The following is a 13,838-nucleotide window of genomic DNA, read 5'->3' as shown; positions in this document are numbered from 1 at the left end:
AGTCAATGGGGTGTACCCGAACCCCGCTCCGGCTGCTTGTTGCGGCAACGCTCGTCAACATCGTGCTGATCATCGAGGTGCCACAGATCGAGTCGCAGCGCGTGGGGTCAGAAACCCATGTCCGCAAATGGGTCATGCTGGACGAGATCAACACCGATATTCTGGAGCGGTCCTATGTCTGGGAGGACCGCACGCCCATCGGCACGTTCAGTTCCGTCTTCACATCCAAAATCCAGTCCAGCCTGATCGCGCTTGCCAGGTCGGGCGGGGCATCGATTGTTGATCGGCTGAAGTAGTCTCAATCACCGCAGGGGCTACCCAGCTTCATTTGTTCCCATCGATCCATTTTGACATCAGCCCCTTGTCGCGGAAACACTCATCCGGGACGGCGCGGCGTTTGATCCGGGCGAGACGCTCGGCGAAGGCGACCTGCTTCGATGTCGGGCGGCTGTCCTGCGCGCCCGGGTTCAACTTGGCTTGTGCGTCGATCCAGGCGCTCAGGGACCGCCGATCTTGCTGAACCTCCCACGGCAAAAGCGTCTGGGTGCGCAAGGCCAGCGCGCGCGCATAGGCGATCTGCTTGGGCGTCGCGGGCAGGGCGTAAGTGGTGCTTTCCATCGGGGATCTCCCTTCTTAGCGTGGTTCTTAAAATAGAACATAACAGGAACAAAATCAAGCCACCTGCGGAAATCATGGGGTTTGAGAGGAAGAGGAGGGCCGGGGGAGGTCAGGCCTGAGGATGCCCGAAAGAGGGTGTCCGGGCCTGATCCTGTTCCTCATTGGGGTCTGATGCCGGAAAGTGCAGGATTCTGCGTTCTCATGAGCTTCGCATTTAACAATCTCCGGCATCAGATCCCTAAAGAGTGAAAGTGTCCTTCGGGTTTTGTGACTGATGGATGAGGGCCTTCGGGGTCCCTCAGATGGGTCCGGGCCGGGTTCCGGTCTGCCGTTCCTGATGAAGGGCATTCCCATGCAAACAGGTGTCTTGCGCGTGTTACGCGCGACCGCCGCCTCGTGGTGGCGGCACAAGGAACTACGCCGAACCGGCCAGACGGGCCAGGCACTGCAGCTCGAGCGTGAGACCGTCCTGCGTGATCTCGGCTATCTGAAGCAGGCGGCGCCATTGCCAAACGCGCACGTGATCTGCGGGGAGGGTGGGACATTCCTCCATCTCGGTTGGACCACCGTTTCGACCTTCGCGCCGATCGAGCGCTTTCCCTTGGCCACTCTTGCGGTCGCACGAGGGACGCCCTTCATCGATATCCGACCCGTCACCGATGTCATTGCCTTCGCGAGACTGCCGCGGGTGGCGCGGGACGGATCGGTCGACCCTGATCCTTGCGGTTCTGGCAGATCCGTCTCGCTGACCGCCTACATCGACATGGTCGAAGCCCTCGGTGCCAGGATCGCCAACGATCCGAGGCCCCTTCAGACAATCTGATCACCATTCCCTCTCACCAAGTCTCGAAAGGACGCCAGCCATGGCCCGATCCCGCACACCCAAACTCGATGCCTCCGAGGTCATCACAAACGAAATCATCCGCATCATCGAGCGCGGCGTCCTGCCTTGGCGCAAGCCTTGGACAGCAGGTGGCAGCTCTCGTCCCCTGCGCGTGGGCGGAGAACCGTACCAGGGGGTGAACAACTTACTGCTGACGATGCGGACCGTGATGGCGGGCCACAGCTCGCCTTTTTGGATGACGTTGCCGCAGGCCAATGCGTTGGATGCAAAGGTTCGCAAGGGCGAGAAGTCCTCTGTCGTCGTTTACTACGGTCAAAGCCGGAGAGACGCCGGCGATGAGCATGATCACAGCGACGGGGATGATCACTCCGAGGAAGCCCGTATCTTCCGCTTCCAGAAATCCTACCGTGTGTTCAATGCCTGCCAGATCGAGGGCTTGCCCGACAGCTTCTACCCTGACCCGGAGCCCGTGCCCGAGCATCCGCCGTCCGAGCCCATCCCGCACATGCAGGCGTTTTTCGATGCCATCGACATCACAACCGTCTTCACGGGCACGGAGGCCTATTATTTGCCCCCCGTGGACAAGGTTTACATGCCATCCATCACGCGGTTCCAGGACCCGCGCAATTTCTACGGGGTCTGGTCGGTGTTCCTGGGTCAGACGCTCGGCTTCACGGCGCATACGCTCGAGATGAATGCCGCCTACCTCCACAACTGGTTGCGCGTTTTGCGTTCGGACAAGGGCGCGATCTTCCGGCACGCCGCGGACGCGCAGCGCGCCTGCGACTATCTGATCGCCAGATCGGAGACGGGCAGGGCAGGGCGCAGCGTCGAGGCGGCGTGATTAGACTGCCGCGGCAACATGGAGAATGGCAGTTGTGAGCCAGCTTTGGCAGAATTCTGCGTCACTGCGAAAGTCGGCTTTTCCAATTCAGCCAAATGGCTTCAAACTCAGCTGGTGTCAGAACGAGTCGATGGAAGATTGTATTCGCAAATCTGACACTCGTCGTCCGTCGGCAATGTAATACAAGGGATTCTGATAGCAGATCTCCAAGCGCTATACAGGTAGCATCTTCCGCAAAAACACCTAACGCTAGACACTCACGCCAAATAGGCTTCCGACGGCGGCGGTGATGGCCATAGCGGCTGCGCCCCAAAACAAGACACGAGCGGTAGCGCGCAGCTTTGGTGCACCGCCAACATGGGCCCCAAGGGCACCGAGGCCCGCGAGACAGATCAGTGTTGCGACAACGACAGTTGGGATGATCTTGTCGCTTGGTGCCAGAATGGCGGCGGCGAGTGGCAGTGCAGCAGCCACAGTAAATGTCAGTCCCGAGGCGAACGCGGCTTGCAGCGGGTTTGCTGCGTGCACTTCGGACAGGCCAAGTTCATCGCGGACATGCGCGCCAAGTGCGTCCTTGACCGTCAACTCTCTTGCAACCAGGGCCGCTGTTTCGGGGGACAGGCCCCGCGCCTGATAGATCGACGCCAATTCCGCTTCTTCCGCTTCCGGCGTATCGATCAGGGCCTGTTTTTCACGTGCGATGTCGGCCCGTTCCACATCTGATTGCGAGCTGACCGAAACATACTCTCCTGCGGCCATAGACATTGCACCCGCGGCAAGTCCAGCGGCCCCAGCCACAAGAATTGCCGTCGGGCTGGGATCCGCGGCCGCAACGCCGACGATCAACGACGAAACTGACACAATGCCATCATTGGCACCCAGAACAGACGCACGCAGCCACCCCGCGCGATTGATATAATGCAGTTCTTCGTGTGCAGAGTCGTAGGGCAAATTCATGTCTCATCCTTCGCATTCAATTGTGGCGCAACCCGGAAAGTGGCGATCGCGGACAATCCTCGTCCGGCGCTGTTTTGCAGACGTATTTCTCCACCGTTGGCTTCAAGGATATCCCAGACGATTGCAAACCACAGCCCCGAACCGCTTTCAGCGGTATCGAGACGCACGCCGCGCTGCGTAACGTGGGAAATCTGCGAGGCCAAAACACCGGTCTCATCATCGTTTCCAATGATAGATATCACTGTTCCCGGACACCGCGCTCAATCTGTTATAGACCAGCCGGATTTCCGTTTTCCAACACAGATCGGTCCGTCACTTCGTTGTTCCGAACCCAGTGAATGGTATTCCCGCGTCTGAAAAAAGATACGCAGCGCTCTCGGCCTTTACCTAATTCGTTCCATTGCCGACAGTAACGGTCACCCGACACTCGCCACGTTCCTGTATCATGACGGCGACGCTTGGAAGTAGTGTAGTCAATTTTCATTGTATCCGCCGAAGAATAGTAAATTACATAGCTGCCGGTTTTGTCGGTGCCACGCAGCGAGTTTCCCGGCAACAATGCTTGAATCTCTGACCCTGCCAACTTTTCAAAACCGCTTAACTCTGGAAGCTGATTTGTTGTGGAACAAGCACTGATGGCTAGCGCAGCAGAAACAGCCAAGATGGTATTTTTCATAGTTCTTCCTTTTCGGTTTGGTTTCTCAACTCAACAATTCGTGGGTGTTGGATTGTGTGAAAATGGGCGGTAGATTTGGTTTAAAAAAACTAAAATCGCGTCGATTGTCTTTCTACTGACTGCTGCCTGCCTTGGGTCGATAAGGACAACAGATGGGGGACCAGAGCCTGGTGGGCTCTACTTACGTCAACACGTTGCGTGAACTTCCGTCTCTTCAAGCAGCATTAAGCCGCCCAAAAAAATCCTGGGCTGGCCCTTTTGAGCCGAAGACCTCTTCCGGCAAGCCGGATTGAACGATCTGCCCATCAATAACGAACAAAACTAGATCCATCAGGCGCGCGATTTCGGTATTGTGGGTGATTAAAATGGTAGTCGCGGAAGTTCCATCCAACAATTGTTTCACAAGACCTGCTCCTTCAATATCCAGCGTGTCATCTGGTTCGTCCAGCAATAGCACCTGGGATCCCGAAAGCGCGGCTCTCACGAGCATCACGCGCCTCACCTCTCCGCTAGAAAGGTTGCGTCCTGCTTCAGTCACGTGGCCATCCAGCCCTCCAAGCCGCTCTACGACGCCTTGCAAACCGTATGATTTGGCAGCTTGAAGTATCCGAGTATCTGAAGGCTGCTGTGCCGCACCCATAATCATAGCTCGACGCAAACTTCCTGCGAGGATCGGAGACTTTGGTCCAACGAATGATATCATTCGCTTGCGATCCGAACTGCTGAGACTGGATGGAGCATGGTCGCCAATCAAAACTTGGCCGGTTAAAGCTGTTTCAAGTCCGGCTGCCAATGCCAAGAAAGTCGACTTTCCTGAACCATTGGGGCCCATAACGGCTACTTTTTGACCAGCTTCCACCACGAGATCAACGCCGGTCAAGAATTCCGTCTCAACATTCTCAAAACTGATCGAGTGTGGTTCATTTGCCAGCGGACCGCCGAGAGACTTGGGTCGCGAAATACGTGGTTTGTTCAAGAGATCTACGCACTTGTTTCGCGCGGCAATCCACGCACGATAACGGTCGCCAACACCGGCAAGATCGCGCATTGGTTTGATCATCAACCCAACGGCGGCCACAGCACCTGCAACTTCGGCCGCAGGAATGCCGGATCGAAAAGCAGCAAAAAGAAGTGACGCTGCCGCAAGACCAGATATTGCGTCCGGTATTGCTTGTAATAGCGCCGCACCCCTGACGCGTTTGATTGCCGCATCAATCATTTTGTCAGTCCGGCGCATGAGTGTTCGGTTTTCAACTTGCATCCTCCCCATCAAGCGGAGTTCCGGTGCATGGGGGATGCGTTCACTCATGTCTGCGGCCAAACCTCCACGCCGTGAACGCAGGCGTCGATGTATTTCACCAAGCCGAGGTGCAACCAGCGCCATTGTCATTAGGCCAAGCCCAATGGGTATGGATGCCGCCAGCCCTAGCATCGGATTGAGCAAGAACAGGACAACAGTAGCCAACGGCAACACGATCAGTGATGAGATCAATCGAGCAATGCCAAGACTGACCCAGTTACGTACCGCGGCGAGATCTCCTACGAAACGGAGAGCCATGGAACCCTGGCGGCGGCGGTCAACATACCCGACGGGCAAGCGGGAAAAGTGATTAAAAAGCTTCAGCCTTAAGTCGGACGCGTAATTCTGCCCGACTTTCTCTGCCACCACGCGCTCCCAAATTCTCAACCCGGCAATGGAAATCCCGGCCAATGCGATCAGCCCTAAAGGCAAGAAAGGTGTTGCTGCGAGGGTGTCACGAAGGGCGGCAAATACATCTCGGGTTGCAAAGGCTGCCGTACCTGCCGCAACCGCCTGCGCAACCGCCAGTACAGCAACTTTTCCTATTCCGATGCCACGTCCATTACCCGTTATTTTTGGCAGTTCATTCATGCCGCCCTCTCGTCGCCCTTTACACGCAGAACACTTTCGGCACTCATTTTCTGGGTTCGGATTCTTGCAATCAACGCACCTGCAGACACGGGATCGACAAGGCTTTCGCGCTTGACAACATGGGTTCCTACGGCTGCCTCAGCTTCTTTCGTGGCAAGTGGAGAGCAACTGACCATACCAGTTACGATACTAGGTTCGATGTTCATTGAGCGGAGAACAGAGCATCCTCCAGCCGTCGATGCAGCGCAGGGCGCTGCAAAGAGAAAACCATCAATACTTGCCCTAAAATCACTACGGTTGAGTAAGGCCGCCGTTTCACCTTGAAAAATTCCGTCTGCGAGTTCAACGATGGCGACCTCACAGCCGTTGTCAGCGGCATGGTCGAGGAGGGTTTTGGTACACCTCATGATGCGCGATATCGGCTCCATGTAAGTCGAAACCATTCCCGCATCCACGAAGTCTGCGACATAGTCTGCTCCGGCATCTACATAAGCATTATAGTCACCGTATGCTCCGGTACCTGTCGCCTTTATTGCTGCGACCCGATAGCCGGCACGAGACAGGCCATGTGCAAAGCTAGCGACGGCGGTTGTCTTTCCTGCATTCATTGAGGCACCTACAGCCGCGATGACCGTCAATTTGCCGGGAGTGGCAAGTTCGGGAAGGCTGTAGTCAGCGAGATTGACTGGATTGCCATCCCGACCACAGAGTAATCCGACAGGCAGTACACGTGTAGGACCTGCCATCCGTTTGTTGGCCGCCCGCATCACGCCGATCACACCACCGCCAGCCAGCATGTCCGATCCGTCAGGGTCGATTTTCGCATGACCCTCATATTGGTCTGGCGCGTAGCGGCTGCCACAAACCAACACGACAAGATCTCCGCGGTACAATTCCGATGGTCGCCCACTGGTGAGTTGGATGCGCTTATGTGATCCGATCTTATTAACTCTCGCCAAAACAAGATCGCCTGCCTTTGCGTCCGAAAAGTTTGTCGTCAATCCGACGACATCTTCATGGATCACACGCCGAGTCGTAAATGCCCACTTGGCAGAATTTGTCAGCTCAGTGCTGTCAATTTTTTGGAACAACATCCTGAATTTCCTTATGTATTTAAGCTCTGGCATTCGCTTGCACGAGCCGCTTTTGAGCTAAGTCTATTTGCCCGACGATTTGTCAGACCTTCGGATCTTTCAATGGAACGGTCGGACATTAGAAAATCTACCAAGCCACCTTTTTTTACGCATTCAATGAAGTCATGTCCGCTTTCGGGAAGTTCCATGATGCGAACGTCAGGAACGGGCAACCGTCGTTCACGGGCAGCCTTCAAAAGAGCCTTTTCCCATTGATGCGCGCGATCGATGCGGTTAGCGCCCTGTTGGTGATCTATTTCTGTCCCACTTCTGGTGTTGCTATCCCGCTCGCCATCAAGGGAACCCACCGCAATGTTCAGAGGAATCTGCAAGAATTCATGTAGACGCGACTCCATCTGCGGTCCCCAGTCATCTTTGCGTCCGTCCCTTTTGCCAAGGCCATAGGGGAACGGACTGGCATCAGGGAAAGTGTACCAGCCCGCTGATGTTACCGACAGAGATTTGACTAGATTTGGATATAGCATAGCAAATCGATGGGCGAACTGCGCGCCGCCTGAAAACCCGCTCAGATCAAATCTCTTTGACTGCCATATGCCCGTCAAACGCAAGTCGTTCATAAGCTCAAGCAATGCAATATCTGCGCGCCCCTTTCGCACAACCTGTTGGTAAAGCGGCCACTGTTCCTCCGCAAACAGCGGAGCAATGACCACTTGCCCGACCTTTGCCGCACTGGCACCAAACTGCTGTGCCTGCACTTTGGCCCCTCTGCGGATGCCATGTACTGCAACTAAAGGCGGGCAGTCGGTGTCCAACTCTGTGGGAATAGCGAGCCAGCATGGAAGACCATGACGGCCCGAGCCGACCTTGAATTCAAGTCTGAAGGCTCCAGGCACTGAAGTGTTCTTTGTCACGATATTGTCTCCTAATGACTTTTGTGGCCTTGGCGGCTATCGAGCCCAACCAGCGGCACCAAAAACCTGCTGCGACATTGCGGCGGGCAGCATGTCAAAGATCATGTGGATTCTATCCTGATCCCCGTCATTGTGTGCTTCATGCATCTTGTTATTGTCGAACCACCAAACTTCGCCTTCTTTCATCCGGATTTCCTCAGATTCGGCTTTCAACCAGGAGCCAGCCGTAGATCTGAGGACGAAATGATACCGTCCACGAACTCTGTAGTACTCACCCTGATCGATATGGGGATAGACCCGCTTTCCTGCCGGCAGGCAAACGACCTTGGCGCGCCCGAGAATACAGTCCTGTTCATCGGCAAATGTCTCAAGAAATGCGCGCACTTTGGGGTACTTCATCGACCCGGTTGTCCAGCGGCTTTCATGAACATCGCGACGCTTGCGTCCATTGATTGCAGATTTCCGCAGACCCCTGATGGGAATAGCCAGCGCTTCGCGTTGGACAGCAATTTTGTCTTGCCGGCCGGTGGATTCGTCCCATGCACCGTCAACACTGGAAATCTCTTCCAGAAACGGCTTTGGGTCCTCGAACTGCTTGATTAGTTTGAAATTATCCATCTACTTTTCCTCTACGGTGGTTATCTCATCGGGTCTAGCGTGTGGTGCATTACAATTCCCTGACAGAGCTTTCATATGTTTGGTCCAGAGCCGTACGAGGGAAATCAACAAAGCGCTTTCCTAACTCTAGTGGACATAACTGGGCGAAGTTACGGGCCTAAGTCCGAAGGTTTCGGTCACTGGCGAACTGTCGGCAAAACTTCGCTCAAATAACGGAGGGGTTCCGTCCCGCCATCGGACGCCCGTAAAATTCGCCGGCCCAAGCGACCGGCGAATACGAGCATTTGGCGAATTTAATTGACCGTAATCGTAATGACCTCAGACATGACCGGAGGGTCGTGTGGGACATGGTTCAAATCGCCGAGAACAAGTTGTAGTGTGTGGGTTCCAGGTGCGAGATCCAGAGTCATTTCCGTCTGACCGCCACCAAAATGTACGTGGTTATCATCGGCTGGTAGGCCATACTGAAGTTCCTCTGCACCATCCGGGCCTTCACCAAGTTTGGGGCGATCAATCAGGAGGTGGTGGTGCCCGGTATGTGCCTTTTCAGTCCCTGCGGGTGCCACACCCATCCCTGACAATCCGAAGGTGACCACAAATGGCGAGGACACGACGGCACCATCTTCTAAGGTCACAAAGTAGGCCTTTGCGCCTTCGGGTGACATCGTATCCTGTGCCAAGACTGGTATAGCGGACGTAAACACTGCCGCTGTCACGATTGCCAAAAGTTGTTTTTTCATGTTTTTCTCCCTGAGTAATTTGTACAGAGCGCCTGCTCTGCACATAGAAAACACTCGGGACACAGAATTATTCGAAATTTTCTCAAGAGAACTGCGAAAGAAGAGGTTAGCCAAGGTTTAACGATTTTGTACCCTCGGCTTTGGCGATATGCATTGGTTCTGACCTCAAACGCCGAGTCTGCCGCCGATCTTGCTCAATCAACTTGCGTTCGGGCACTTGAACGAAGCGCCCAATATACGCCCGGAACAAATCTTGACCGCTGGTTATTCCGTATTGCTCACCGCATCTGGTTGAATGAACTGCGTTCAGTCGCAGTGCGTCGTGGCGGAGGTCTTTTGGCCGTCGAAGATGTTCAAATTCCAGACAGAAAGCATGACGCAGAAACGAATTTTTTCGCGCGGCAAGTGTTACATAACATATGCCAGTTGCCGGAGGCACAGAGAGTCTGCGTTCTTCTGGTTTATGTTGAAGGTTACAAATACGCAGAAGCTGCTGAGTTTTTATCGATTCCTGTCGGTACGGTGATGAGCAGACTCTCGGCGGCTCGAAAATGTGTGGTAGAAAACATGTCTGCAAAGGATGCGAAACTAGGATGACCGACACAAACCAGATAACAGACGAAATCTTGACGGCTTTTCTGGATGGTGAAACCGACGCTGAAACGTCTCGCATGATAGCGGCCGAACTGAAAGCCGATCCTGATCTTCGGGCCCGTTTGGAACTTCTTTCGATGCCTATAGAAGACGTAAAACAAGCGTTTGATATGCTTTTAGACGCTTCACCCAAAGCTCCTGTGTTTCTGCCGCAATCCCAAAATTTGCAATCAGTTGGCAGGAAGACTGTTTTAGCGGCTATCGCTGCAAGTCTTATCATGGGAGTTGGGTTAGGTATCGCTCTAACACGTTCGCAAGAAAAATTGGGCACTTGGCAAGAATACGCAGCCGCCTACCACGCGTTGTATGTGAAAGGCACTCTATCAACTGTAGAATTCTCAGAAGCTGATCAAGTCATGCAATTGGCAACCCTTAGCGAAGTTCTGGGGCAAGATCTCGACTCTGCAAGAGCTGATCGAGTGCTTCAGTTCAAGCGCGGGCAACTGTTGGGTTACCAAGGTAATCCTTTGGTTCAGATTGCGTATTTGGCACCATCCGGAGATCCCGTCGCACTATGCATTACACGTGCTGAAATTGAGGGTGATAGAGCTGTAAGCACAGCAATTCTTGAAGGGATGGTGGCTGCCGAGTGGAACCGAGGCGGTTTCTCCTATTTGTTGATAGGAGGGACAGATTACGATCTAATCGACGCCGCCGCTAAACGTCTTGAACAGTCAATCTAGTGTCAGCTACGATGGCATTCTCTCAATCTGCGTGACAAGGTTGCAGTAAATATACGCCTCCTATGACACATTTCAAATCATCCTAGAACTAACACTTGCGCCGTCGTAACGATCTGGCTCAACTCCCTGCAGTTGTGTCGATTGGACCACCAATCTCATCTAAACATACCCATGCTAGGCATAGCAGGCTCGACTGCCAGCGACGATTGCCAGAAAATGATTTTCGAGGCACAGACGTTTGGACCGATCTGGCCCTTTAGAGGAATTATAAGCAAGAGCAGTGGCGCTGAGGCTCCTTTGAAAAACTGATTGCGGATGAGGAGGCCGCGTGAAGTGACCGCGCGGTCGAATGAGTGGATTGGTTCCACAACTGGCTCTTATTGGGGCCGATAACGAAAATTCCAGCAGCCGAAGCCAAGATAACAAACTACGCCGCAATGGAAGGATCAGACATGGTCAAGAAGCGAAAGCAAATTAGCCACAGACAATCCCGGTGCGGCTCAGAACGACATGATGTGGTCTCCAACATAAAGACGGCTCACGGATCTTTCTTTGAGTTCATGCTTGTCGCAGCTGGAAACGCAACGGCTGCAGTCAAACCGCCACCGGTTCGATTTTCCAGTCTCAGTTGACCACCATAAGCGTCAACAATATCCTTGACGATTGCAAGGCCCAGGCCCGAACCGCTTTCGACAGTATCCAAGCGCACGCCGCGCTGCGCAATGTATGAAATCAGCGAGGCCGAAACACCGGGTCCGTCATCGCTTACAATGATGGATGCCCATCCATCCCTGACACCGCACTCAACAGAAATGGTCTCATTGGCAAATTTGCAGGCATTTTCCAGAAGGTTTCCGGCGACTTCAAGAAAATCACCCTGATCGACGGCTAGTTCGACCCATTCGGGCACCATGTTCTGAAATTGCAGCTTTTCGCCTTTCGGGGTTTTGGCAAGTGTGCGAATTATTGAATCAATTGCGGTTTTGGCCGCAGTGCGCGCATGGGCCCGGCCGTGCCTGTCACGGGCACGCGCAAGTTCGCGATCAAGATGCCTGCGCATCCTTGATGACAATTCGTCGATATCGTCGGCAATATCATCGGCACCGATTGCGCGCAGACGCGCGATATCCGTCGCCAGCGCGGTCAGCGGGGTCTTCAGGCCGTGCGCCAGATCAGCGGCGCGATCACGCGCACGGACCATGCTTTCATCCTGTTGATCCAGAAGGCTGTTGAGCTCTTCGATCAGGGGTCCGACCTCGGATGGCGCATTCGTTGGCAATCGTCGCGCGGTCCCAGACTTGACGTCTGCGACCCCTTTGCGAAGCCGATCGAGCGGCCTGATCCCGACACCGATCTGAAATGTGAACCCGAGCAAGAGCGCGACGGCCAACAAAGCCAAGGCTGGAATGAGATCACGCGCAAATCCTGCCTTGAGCGCCATGATTTCTGTTTTGTCGATTCCAACCGTAACAAGTAGCGACAATTCTTGACCGCGTTCCACAACTAGAATTCGGCTTTCATGCAGAAGCAGCGTTGAATTGTTTGGACCCGGTCGTGTGTGCACATGAACCTGACCGGGATCGACGGTGTCTTCGGGCAGGTCGAGCACCGTATCCCAAAGCGAGCGCGACTTGAGGATAACCTCTCCGTCCAAGGTGGTGACTTGGTAGTAGAGACCACCAAACACCTTGCCGAAACGAGGGTCGGTCAGGTCCCGGGATAGTTTGACCGTTCCATCCGGCTGGAACCGCAGGCCCCCGATGATCTGTTGCAGGTGGGCATCCAGTTCCTGCCCCTCCCGGCGCTCGATATTGCGCTCAAGAAGGTAGGTAAGCCCCATGCCTGTCACGATCATCATGCTGACGACGACAATGGTCGCGATGGCCAGCAATCGCAGCCTGATGGACTTCCGCTTCCACATCAGTTCTGTGTCCCGGAGGGCACGAGGTAGCCAAAGCCACGCCTAGTTTCGATCAAGGCATTGGGGAGTTTGCGTCGCACCCGTGCCACAAGCACCTCGACCGCATTTGATTCACGTTCAAAATGGACAGACTGCAAATGCTCTGCCAATTCCTGTTGTGGCACCACCCGACCGTTGTGGAGCATCAGGTATGACACCAGACGGTACTCCTGCGGCGAAAGGTTGACTGTTGCACCACGCACGGACACCCGCATTTGACGTTCATCAAGTTCCGTCTCGCCAATTGTGATGACGGATCCGGCGTTTCCGCCTGATCTGCGTATGATCGCCCGCAACCGGGCCAGCAACTCTTCGACATGAAATGGTTTCGGCAGATAGTCGTCTGCCCCCGCATCAATACCATCAACCCGTTCATTCCAGGTACCGCGCGCGGTCAGAATCAAGACTGGCATGGTCTTGCCTGCCTTGCGCCAGCGCTTCAGGACCGTGAGCCCATCCATCTGCGGCAATCCTAGGTCCAGCACAACGGCACCATAGGTTTCGGTATCGCCCAGAAACCAGCCTTCCTCGCCCGATGCTTCGACATCGACAATGTATCCCGCCGCCTCCAGCGCGGATTGGACATCTGACCGGATGCGGTCGTCATCTTCGATCACCAGAACGCGCATGGCTCAATCATCCAACTTTTGGAGCATGATTTCACCGGTTCGGGCATCCACGTAAATTTCGCGGCGGCGTCCTTGAGGGTCCAGAAAGTAGATTTCATAGGCGATGCCGAAGTCTTCATGCTCGACTTCCACCTCGAGGATAGTGTCGCCCGTCACCGGACGGACCATTTCAAGAATGGCTGCCAGAGGCAAAATCTCACCCTGTCTGAGCAGTCGCGACACCTCGTCCGGCTCCGTCTCGTCGGCCCAGATGGGTGTCATTGTCGCCAGCAGAACTGCGGCACTGGTCAATATGTATCGTAATCTATTCAACTGTATCACCTGACGCACGATTGCGCCTTTCTTCCCATCATCCTTCTAGGTTCGCACAAATTACAGTTCGCTGACAGCCGGTGTCAGGCATCTGTCATTTTGGGTCTGCCAAAAGGGGTTCATCGAAGCGAGCAATTCCGCTCTGAACCTCAAGGATAGATCCAATGTCCAAACTTCTTCTTTCCACCGCTGCTGTGCTGATGCTGGCAGCCCCCGCCTTCGCCGAAGAGATGAAATGCAACGTCCCTGACCAGACAACCTAGATGTCCAAGGAAGACCTGACCGCGATGTATGTCGAACAGGGCTACGAAGTGAAGAACATCAAGTGTCAAGGGCGGTGCAAAATTGGTCCATTAGGGCGGCGTAAAAGTAGGCCAGTTTGGATTGAGCCGTTTGTTTGATTTTAG

General features: G+C 54.5%; 17 protein-coding genes. 5 read left to right on the top strand and 12 right to left on the bottom strand.

Translation table 11 applies throughout. The features are described 5' to 3' along the window. Window positions 1–5 precede the first annotated feature (5 nt). Window positions 6–296 carry a hypothetical protein gene (locus tag PMES_RS02875; protein ID WP_009503882.1) on the top strand — a complete coding sequence of 97 codons (291 nt, stop codon included), beginning with the start codon at window positions 6–8 and terminating at the stop codon, window positions 294–296. Window positions 297–324: 28 nt separating this feature from the next. On the opposite strand, the gene PMES_RS02870 is transcribed toward PMES_RS02875, so the two are convergent. Next, window positions 325–618 carry a hypothetical protein gene (locus PMES_RS02870; protein ID WP_009503883.1) on the bottom strand — a complete coding sequence of 98 codons (294 nt, stop codon included), beginning with the start codon at window positions 616–618 and terminating at the stop codon, window positions 325–327. A gap of 352 nt (window positions 619–970) precedes the next feature. Between PMES_RS02870 and PMES_RS02865 the strand changes: the two genes are divergently transcribed. After that, entirely contained in the window at window positions 971–1,441 is a 471-nt protein-coding gene (locus PMES_RS02865) for a hypothetical protein (protein ID WP_236549676.1), read from the top strand. 40 nt (window positions 1,442–1,481) lie between these two features. Then, on the top strand, window positions 1,482–2,306 hold the full coding sequence (locus PMES_RS02860) for an ArdC family protein (protein ID WP_159964024.1): 825 nt from the start codon (window positions 1,482–1,484) through the stop codon (window positions 2,304–2,306). Between the two features lie 249 nt (window positions 2,307–2,555). Here PMES_RS02860 and PMES_RS02855 read toward each other — a convergent pair whose 3' ends face one another. The 8 genes from PMES_RS02855 to PMES_RS02820 all read right to left on the bottom strand — a co-directional run bounded on the left by PMES_RS02855 (window position 2,556) and on the right by PMES_RS02820 (window position 9,193). Beyond that, a complete protein-coding gene (locus PMES_RS02855) occupies window positions 2,556–3,263 on the bottom strand; it encodes a VIT1/CCC1 transporter family protein (protein WP_159964023.1) in 708 nt (235 codons plus the stop codon). Continuing rightward, window positions 3,260–3,430 carry a hypothetical protein gene (locus tag PMES_RS02850; RefSeq protein ID WP_159964022.1) on the bottom strand — a complete coding sequence of 57 codons (171 nt, stop codon included), beginning with the start codon at window positions 3,428–3,430 and terminating at the stop codon, window positions 3,260–3,262. Before PMES_RS02850 ends, PMES_RS02855 begins: the two co-directional genes overlap by 4 nt. A gap of 101 nt (window positions 3,431–3,531) precedes the next feature. After that, entirely contained in the window at window positions 3,532–3,939 is a 408-nt protein-coding gene (locus tag PMES_RS02845; RefSeq protein WP_159964021.1) for a hypothetical protein, read from the bottom strand. A gap of 214 nt (window positions 3,940–4,153) precedes the next feature. After that, window positions 4,154–5,830, bottom strand: coding sequence for an ATP-binding cassette domain-containing protein (locus tag PMES_RS02840; protein WP_159964020.1), 1,677 nt, complete (start codon window positions 5,828–5,830; stop codon window positions 4,154–4,156). Further along, window positions 5,827–6,924 (bottom strand): DUF1611 domain-containing protein, encoded by a 1,098-nt coding sequence (locus PMES_RS02835; protein WP_159964019.1) that lies wholly within the window; start codon window positions 6,922–6,924, stop codon window positions 5,827–5,829. The genes PMES_RS02840 and PMES_RS02835 overlap by 4 nt, the downstream gene beginning before the upstream one ends. Before the next feature lie 11 nt (window positions 6,925–6,935). Continuing rightward, window positions 6,936–7,835, bottom strand: a complete 900-nt coding sequence (locus PMES_RS02830; protein ID WP_159964018.1) for an alpha/beta hydrolase family protein — start codon at window positions 7,833–7,835, stop codon at window positions 6,936–6,938. Window positions 7,836–7,871: 36 nt separating this feature from the next. Continuing rightward, entirely contained in the window at window positions 7,872–8,453 is a 582-nt protein-coding gene (locus tag PMES_RS02825) for an aspartyl/asparaginyl beta-hydroxylase domain-containing protein (RefSeq protein WP_159964017.1), read from the bottom strand. 293 nt (window positions 8,454–8,746) lie between these two features. Next, complete coding sequence (locus PMES_RS02820; RefSeq protein WP_159964016.1) at window positions 8,747–9,193, bottom strand: DUF4399 domain-containing protein; 447 nt, start codon at window positions 9,191–9,193, stop codon at window positions 8,747–8,749. A gap of 66 nt (window positions 9,194–9,259) precedes the next feature. Between PMES_RS02820 and PMES_RS02815 the strand changes: the two genes are divergently transcribed. Then, window positions 9,260–9,790, top strand: a complete 531-nt coding sequence (locus PMES_RS02815) for an RNA polymerase sigma factor (protein WP_328809144.1) — start codon at window positions 9,260–9,262, stop codon at window positions 9,788–9,790. After that, the gene (locus tag PMES_RS02810; protein WP_159964015.1) at window positions 9,787–10,530 is read left to right on the top strand and encodes an anti-sigma factor family protein; all 744 of its coding nucleotides are present in this window, start codon (window positions 9,787–9,789) and stop codon (window positions 10,528–10,530) included. Before PMES_RS02815 ends, PMES_RS02810 begins: the two co-directional genes overlap by 4 nt. A 538-nt stretch (window positions 10,531–11,068) precedes the next feature. Here the strand turns inward: PMES_RS02810 and PMES_RS02805 are convergent. The 3 genes from PMES_RS02805 to PMES_RS02795 are packed head-to-tail and all read right to left on the bottom strand — an operon-like array spanning window position 11,069 to window position 13,410. Continuing rightward, window positions 11,069–12,451, bottom strand: a complete 1,383-nt coding sequence (locus PMES_RS02805) for a sensor histidine kinase (protein ID WP_159964014.1) — start codon at window positions 12,449–12,451, stop codon at window positions 11,069–11,071. Next, entirely contained in the window at window positions 12,451–13,119 is a 669-nt protein-coding gene (locus tag PMES_RS02800; RefSeq protein WP_159964013.1) for a response regulator transcription factor, read from the bottom strand. The genes PMES_RS02805 and PMES_RS02800 overlap by 1 nt, the downstream gene beginning before the upstream one ends. 3 nt (window positions 13,120–13,122) lie before the next feature. Beyond that, window positions 13,123–13,410, bottom strand: coding sequence for a PepSY domain-containing protein (locus PMES_RS02795; RefSeq protein WP_159964012.1), 288 nt, complete (start codon window positions 13,408–13,410; stop codon window positions 13,123–13,125). Window positions 13,411–13,838: the final 428 nt, after the last annotated feature.

It is taken from the genome of Profundibacterium mesophilum KAUST100406-0324 (assembly GCF_009835145.1).
GTDB classification, from domain to species: Bacteria; Pseudomonadota; Alphaproteobacteria; order Rhodobacterales; family Rhodobacteraceae; genus Profundibacterium; species Profundibacterium mesophilum.
The sequence above is the reverse complement of the archived record's forward strand: the minus strand, read 5'-3'. Positions and strand labels throughout refer to the sequence as shown.

What these genes read in the sequence shown, in the direction of transcription:
- PMES_RS02875 (WP_009503882.1), top strand. Translation starts at nt 6, where the DNA reads ATGGGGTGTACCCGAACCCCGCTCCGGCTGCTTGTTGCGGCAACGCTC.
- PMES_RS02870 (WP_009503883.1), bottom strand. Translation starts at nt 618, where the DNA reads ATGGAAAGCACCACTTACGCCCTGCCCGCGACGCCCAAGCAGATCGCC.
- PMES_RS02865 (WP_236549676.1), top strand. Translation starts at nt 971, where the DNA reads ATGCAAACAGGTGTCTTGCGCGTGTTACGCGCGACCGCCGCCTCGTGG.
- PMES_RS02860 (WP_159964024.1), top strand. Translation starts at nt 1,482, where the DNA reads ATGGCCCGATCCCGCACACCCAAACTCGATGCCTCCGAGGTCATCACA.
- PMES_RS02855 (WP_159964023.1), bottom strand. Translation starts at nt 3,263, where the DNA reads ATGAATTTGCCCTACGACTCTGCACACGAAGAACTGCATTATATCAAT.
- PMES_RS02845 (WP_159964021.1), bottom strand. Translation starts at nt 3,939, where the DNA reads ATGAAAAATACCATCTTGGCTGTTTCTGCTGCGCTAGCCATCAGTGCT.
- PMES_RS02840 (WP_159964020.1), bottom strand. Translation starts at nt 5,830, where the DNA reads ATGAATGAACTGCCAAAAATAACGGGTAATGGACGTGGCATCGGAATA.
- PMES_RS02835 (WP_159964019.1), bottom strand. Translation starts at nt 6,924, where the DNA reads ATGTTGTTCCAAAAAATTGACAGCACTGAGCTGACAAATTCTGCCAAG.
- PMES_RS02825 (WP_159964017.1), bottom strand. Translation starts at nt 8,453, where the DNA reads ATGGATAATTTCAAACTAATCAAGCAGTTCGAGGACCCAAAGCCGTTT.
- PMES_RS02820 (WP_159964016.1), bottom strand. Translation starts at nt 9,193, where the DNA reads ATGAAAAAACAACTTTTGGCAATCGTGACAGCGGCAGTGTTTACGTCC.
- PMES_RS02810 (WP_159964015.1), top strand. Translation starts at nt 9,787, where the DNA reads ATGACCGACACAAACCAGATAACAGACGAAATCTTGACGGCTTTTCTG.
- PMES_RS02805 (WP_159964014.1), bottom strand. Translation starts at nt 12,451, where the DNA reads ATGTGGAAGCGGAAGTCCATCAGGCTGCGATTGCTGGCCATCGCGACC.
- PMES_RS02800 (WP_159964013.1), bottom strand. Translation starts at nt 13,119, where the DNA reads ATGCGCGTTCTGGTGATCGAAGATGACGACCGCATCCGGTCAGATGTC.